Source organism: Immundisolibacter sp., from assembly GCF_028696615.1.
GTDB lineage: Bacteria > Pseudomonadota > Gammaproteobacteria > Immundisolibacterales > Immundisolibacteraceae > Immundisolibacter.
Genome location: NZ_JAQVGQ010000036.1, coordinates 10731 through 13899, shown reverse-complemented (window position 1 = coordinate 13899; position 3169 = coordinate 10731). Strand labels below are relative to the sequence as shown.

General features: G+C 69.2%; 3 protein-coding genes and 1 pseudogene. 3 read left to right on the top strand and 1 reads right to left on the bottom strand.

The window, feature by feature from the left end:
- Positions 1-216, top strand: a pseudogene (locus PHC73_RS04145) (hypothetical protein); the annotation flags it as partial.
- Here PHC73_RS04145 and nadB read toward each other — a convergent pair.
- A complete protein-coding gene (gene nadB, locus PHC73_RS04140) occupies positions 194-1810 on the bottom strand; it encodes an L-aspartate oxidase (RefSeq protein ID WP_300124814.1) in 1617 nt (538 codons plus the stop codon). The pseudogene PHC73_RS04145 and the gene nadB overlap by 23 nt on opposite strands.
- A 360-nt stretch (positions 1811-2170) precedes the next feature.
- Here nadB and rpoE point away from each other — a divergent pair, with 360 nt between their 5' ends.
- A complete protein-coding gene (gene rpoE, locus PHC73_RS04135) occupies positions 2171-2770 on the top strand; it encodes an RNA polymerase sigma factor RpoE (RefSeq protein ID WP_300124811.1) in 600 nt (199 codons plus the stop codon).
- 16 nt (positions 2771-2786) lie between these two features.
- Positions 2787-3169, top strand: a 383-nt coding sequence (locus PHC73_RS04130; protein ID WP_300124808.1) for an RseA family anti-sigma factor, incomplete at its 3' end; no start/stop codon positions are given.

Sequence of the window (3169 nt, the reverse complement as noted above, 5' to 3'; positions counted from 1 at the left end):
CAGGGGCAGCTCGACGGGGAATGGACGCTGACGCGGCGTGATGGTCGGCGCGAGACCGGCTGGCGGGTCGACGCCCGGCGTGCGGTGTGTCACCCCTGGCTGGTGATCCTGCCGCTGCGCCGTGGCCGGCGCACGATTTATCTGCCGCTGGCCGCCGACGCGGCGAACGCCGACGCGCTGCGCCGGCTGCGCGTCAGCCTGCGCGCGGCGGGCTGAGCAGGGTTGGCCGCGGCGGCCGGCTGTCGTCCGGCAGCGGGCAGTCCAGGCTGTAGTGCAGGCCGCGGCTCTCACGCCGCAGTTGTGCCGAGCGCACGATCAGCTCAGCGACTTGCACCAGGTTGCGCAGCTCGATCAAATCCGGCGTGACGCGGAAGTTGGCGTAGTACTCCTGAATCTCCCGCGACAGCAGCTGCACGCGGCTGAGTGCCCGCGCCAGACGCTTGTCGGTGCGCACGATGCCGACGTAGTCCCACATGGCGCGGCGCAGCTCTTGCCAGTTGTGGGTCACCACCACCTCCTCGTCGGAGTCGGTGACCTGGCTCTCGTCCCAGGGCGGGATGGCGACATCGCCGCCCTGGTCGGCCGGGCCGGCCAGGATGTCGGCGGCGGCCGACTCGGCGAACACCAGGCACTCCAGCAGCGAGTTGCTGGCTAGGCGATTGGCGCCGTGCAGGCCGGTGTAGGCCGACTCGCCGACCGTGTACAGGCCCGGCAGGTCGGTGCGGCCGCGAAGGTCGGTGGCGACGCCGCCGCACAGGTAATGCGCTGCCGGCACCACCGGGATCGGTTCGCGCGTGATGTCGATGCCGAGCTCCAGGCAGCGCGCGGCGATGGTCGGGAAGTGCTCGCGGATGAACTCGGCCGGCTGGTGGCTGATGTCCAGGTACACGCAGTCCAGGCCCAGGCGCTTCATCTCGCTGTCGATGGCGCGCGCCACCACGTCGCGCGGCGCCAGCTCCAGGCGCTGGTCGTAGCGGTGCATGAAGCGCTCGCCGTTGGGCAGGCACAGTCGTCCGCCCTCGCCGCGCACGGCTTCGGAGATCAGGAAGGTCTTGGCCTTGGGGTGGTACAGGCAGGTCGGGTGGAACTGGATGAACTCCATGTTGCCGACCCGGCACCCGGCCCGCCAGGCCATGGCGATGCCGTCGCCGGTCGCCACGTCTGGGTTGCTGGTGTACAGATAAACCTTGCCGGCGCCGCCGGTGGCCAGCACTACCGCCCGGCCGCGAAACACCCGTACCTTGCCGGCGCGACGGTCGAGCACGTAGGCGCCCAGGCAGCGGTTAGTGCCGGCCACGCCCAGGCGCGCGGTGGTGATCAGGTCGATGGCGATGTGGTGCTCGTGCAGCGTGATGTTCGGGTGCGCGCGGACTTTGTCTTCCAGCGTGGTGGTGATGGCCCGTCCGGTGGAATCGGCCGCATGGATGATGCGCCGCTGCGCGTGGCCGCCCTCGCGCGTCAGGTGATAGTCGTCGAAGGGGCCGTTGCCGCCGGGCTCGGTCAGGCGCGTGAAGGCGACGCCCTGCTCGATCAGCCAGGCGATGGCGTCGCGGCTGCGCTCTACGGTGAAGCGCACCGCCGCCTGGTCGCACAGGCCGGCGCCGGCCACCAGCGTGTCGGCCACGTGCGACTCGATGGAGTCCTGATCGCCGAGCACCGCCGCCACGCCGCCCTGCGCGTACAGGCTGGAGCCTTCGGTCAGCGGGCCCTTGGCCAGGATGCATACCGGCACCCGGTCCGCCAGGCGCAGGGCCAGGCTGAGGCCGGCCGCGCCGCCACCGATGATGAGTACCTGTTGCGTGTTTGACATGGATTGCGCCGAAAGCAAGGGCCGTGAGCTGATAAAATGGGCGGCAATGTAGCAAAAGCGCAATCTGCGCCACATCGATCGTCCCAGGGAGGCAGGCATGGCTGACCGCGGTCGCCGGGTGGCCGGCGCGCGCTGCGCTATGGAAATGCTGAAAAATTCCCTCCCTGGAGTTTTTCAGCTCGCCGTCGCGCGGTACACGCCCGCGCGACGCTCCGTGAATCAAGGACGTATGCCCTTGACTCACGCCGGGGCATCCTGCCCCGGACGGGAAGCGCTGAATAAATCAGCGTTTCCCTATCGCTCATCCCATCAGGTCGTCGGCGCGGCTGCGGCGCCCGGCCGCAACACTGCCATTTCGCAATGACCTCCAACGGTGACGCCAAGCCCGGCGACGACAGTGCCGCCGATCTGGCGCTGGTGCGCCGTGTGCAGCGCGGCGACAAGCGCGCTTTCGATTTGCTGGTCGGCAAATACCAGCTGCGCCTGGCCAAGCTGGTCGGTCGCCTGGTGTCGGACCGGGCCGAGGTGCAGGACGTGGTGCAGGAAGCGTTCATCAAGGCGTATCGGGCGCTGCCCAATTTCCGCGGCGACAGCGCCTTCTACACTTGGCTGTATCGCATCGCGGTCAATGCGGCCAAGAATCATCTGGTGGCACGATCGCGCCGCCCGCCGGCCGACGACGTCGACATCACCGACGGTGACGTCGAGGAGGCCGGCGTGGTGGTGGCCGATCTGGCGACGCCGGAGTCGTATACCGCGCGCGACCAGCTGCAGGCGGCGCTCGCCGCGGCGCTGGCCGAGTTGCCGGAAGATCTGCGCACTGCGTTAACTTTGTGTGAAATGGAAGGTCTTAGCTACGACGAAATCGCCCGCGTGCTCGACTGCCCCATCGGCACCGTGCGATCGCGGATTTTCCGTGCCCGTCGGGCACTGGAAGCAAAACTCAAACCGTACCTGTAAGCCGGTGGAGAGCTCAATGGCGCAGCCACAACCTCACGTGTTGTCCGATCTGTCCGCTCTGGTGGACGGCGAGCTGGACGCCGAGCAGACCGAAGCCCTGATCGATGCGTTGTGTCGGGACCGGGCGCTGGCCGCCGAGTGGCACCGGCTGCACCGGCTGCGGGCGTTGCTCAAGGGCGATGAGATTGCCGGTTTCGACGTGACAGACACGGTGCGCGCGGCGCTGGCGAGCGAGCCCACCTACCTGCTGCCGGTGGCGGCGCCGCGCCCGGCCCGTCGCTTCGCACGCTATGCCCTGGGCGGGGCTCTGGCGGCGTCGGTGGCGCTGCTGACGGTGGTCGGTGTGCGGCAGTGGCAGGCGCCGGCGGCCAGCGCGCCGCTGGCCCAGGCACCGCTGGC

Coding starts and splice junctions, on each gene's coding strand:
- nadB (WP_300124814.1), bottom strand. CDS start 1,810: ATGTCAAACACGCAACAGGTACTCATCATCGGTGGCGGCGCGGCCGGC.
- rpoE (WP_300124811.1), top strand. CDS start 2,171: ATGACCTCCAACGGTGACGCCAAGCCCGGCGACGACAGTGCCGCCGAT.